This window comes from Nitrospira sp. BLG_2 (assembly GCF_049222245.1).
In genome coordinates, this window is sequence record NZ_JBLYIG010000196.1 from 1 (window position 1) to 2,346 (window position 2,346).

The window sequence follows — 2,346 nt, forward strand, 5'->3', positions numbered from 1 at the left end:
CCCGACAACGGAAGGACGGCCGCGATAAAATATTGGTTCGCCTTCAACCTCGATTTGATGAGTTCCAACGATTCACTTGCCTTCTGGACGGAGGGATGAGCGGGAAAAGCAGCAAGGAAATGCCGGGTCTCCCGTTCCGCCAAGTGATCTTCACCTCGGCCGATGAAGTAATCGATCAGTCGAAGAGACGCGAGGTCGCCGGGATATGAATGGGGATAGGCATCCCGCACGCGGGTCAACCCTTTTTTGTCCAGCTTGTCCGTGATGAATTGGCGTATCTGCTCTCGTGTCTCCGCCATCTGTACGTCGGAGCTGCCGGCCATAAGCTCCAGCAAGGTATGGATAGCCCGGACATAGTCCTTTTTGTGAGCCAATGCCTCCGCAGTCAACTGTTGCGCCTCACGTCTGGTTGCATCGTCGGGTGCCGTTGTCCGTACTTGCGCCAGCAACGGCAGCGCCAGATCGATATTCCCCATGGCGGCATGGATGCGGGCCATCATGAGTTTGCTTCGGTCCACGAGGTCGGATTCGGGAAATTCCGTCTGAAGTTGGTTCAGATAGCGGAGCGCCTCTCCATAGTCCTTCATCCCGTAGAGCGCGGCTCCCAGCAACAGGTAGGTATCATCGAGATGTTCAGGTGGGGGAGTGGTCGTCAAAAATCGACGCAGGACTGTGGCTGCGGTTTCCGGATCGCCTTTTTCGATCAGATGTTTGGCTTGGTTCAAGACCAGCGGATTCGGAGGAATGATCTTTACGGAATCGGCCGTTTCTGCCTTGCCCGCTTGAGCCGGAACGAGGCCGGCGACGAGTATTAGCGCAAAGGCAATGACGACCACCAGCGGCCAGGCAGAGGTGGAAGAAGGATTGTGAGCATAGGCAAGCATTACGTTCGACCGGTGGTAGGCCGTAGCAGACTAGTATCGGAAAGGGTGCGACCTGTCAAGGAGAACTACGGCGGCATCATTGTACGAATGAAGGGAGTTCGCTATAGTTCCATCCGACGGCCATGGCTGAATCAACAGTAGCATTGCTGGACCCTCTTCTTGAACGGTATCTCAGCGAGCTTCGGATTGAAGGCGGGTTGGCGGCCAATACCCTTGAGTCCTACCGGCGCGACCTCTTTCGTTGGCAGCGATACTTGAGACAACAACAGCTCAGCATCGGAGACTCTGTTCCACCGCACACGATACGATCCTTCCTCGCATCGCTCAAACAAGAGGCCCTCACCGCTTCGTCGATTGCCCGACTACTCTCGGCGATGCGAGGGTGGTATCGCTTTCTGGTTCGAGAAAACCTCGTCGAGATATATCCTCTCCGGGATATGGCGACGGTGCGTCGGCCGATCCGACTGCCGAAGACACTGACGCATCAAGAAGTGACGGCGTTGCTGGAACTGCCGGCTCGCGATCGTGCCGAGGATCAACGCGACCGCGTGATGCTGGAATTGCTGTATGCGGCGGGCCTTCGCGTGTCGGAGCTTGTCGGGCTCAGCCTGTCGCAAATCGACGTGAATCTGGGCTGCGTGCGAGTCGTAGGGAAAGGAGCCAAGGAGCGAGTCGTCCCGATTGGCCAGACTGCGGGCAGGATGTTGGTTGATTACTTGGAACATGTGAGACCGGTTCTACTCAAAGGGCGATCGTCCCGCGTCTTGTTTATCAGTCGACGAGGACGAGGGCTCACGAGACAGGCATTTTGGAAGTTGCTTCTGCAGCGGGCACGACGCGCCGGTATTTCGAAACCGATCTCGCCGCACATGCTGCGGCATTCGTTTGCCACGCATCTGCTGGAAGGTGGAGCCGATCTGCGAGTCGTTCAATCCATGTTGGGTCATGCAGATATCGCGACGACTCAAATCTATACACACGTGGAAGGCAGCCGGTTGAGGCAGATCCATCGCCGATATTTCCCACGACAACTTGATCGAGGTCGGACACGCGCAAAAAATCGATCAAGCGGCCATAGTTAGGAACCGGGACATTGCGAAACCGGACAACAGTGCGCAAACCCGTTGACAAGAAAGGGTGGACTTGATACGCTCCGCGCGGTTGCTAAGAAAATCGGGCGGATAGCTCAGTTGGAAGAGCGCTGCCCTTACAAGGCAGAGGTCACAGGTTCAATCCCTGTTCCGCCTACCATTTGGAGTCATTGGTACGCAGAGACAGGAAATGTGCTTGCCGCGCGGAGGATCTGTTCCTACACGCAGGAAATTGATCGGCGACCAACGATTTCGTCTTATCGTGCTGCTGTTCTGCCAGAGATAGGTTTTGCGGGGCCGTCGTTCAGCCTGGTTAGGACGCCAGATTGTCAATCTGGAGGTCGCGGGTTCAAATCCCGTCGGCCCCGCCA

Annotated in this window: 2 protein-coding genes and 2 tRNA genes; 3 read left to right on the forward strand and 1 reads right to left on the reverse strand. The window is 56.4% G+C overall.

Translation table 11 applies throughout. The features are described from left to right. On the reverse strand, positions 1–884 hold an 884-nt coding region (locus ACOSYY_RS05385), incomplete at its 3' end, for a tetratricopeptide repeat protein (protein ID WP_421661241.1). 122 nt (positions 885–1,006) lie between these two features. Between ACOSYY_RS05385 and xerD the strand changes: the two genes are divergently transcribed. The 3 genes from xerD (at position 1,007) to ACOSYY_RS05400 (ending at position 2,346) form a co-directional block, all read left to right on the forward strand. Continuing rightward, a complete protein-coding gene (xerD, locus tag ACOSYY_RS05390; protein WP_421661242.1) occupies positions 1,007–1,966 on the forward strand; it encodes a site-specific tyrosine recombinase XerD in 960 nt (319 codons plus the stop codon). Between the two features lie 93 nt (positions 1,967–2,059). After that, positions 2,060–2,135, forward strand: a tRNA-Val gene (locus ACOSYY_RS05395). Between the two features lie 133 nt (positions 2,136–2,268). Then, positions 2,269–2,346 (forward strand) — tRNA-Asp (locus ACOSYY_RS05400).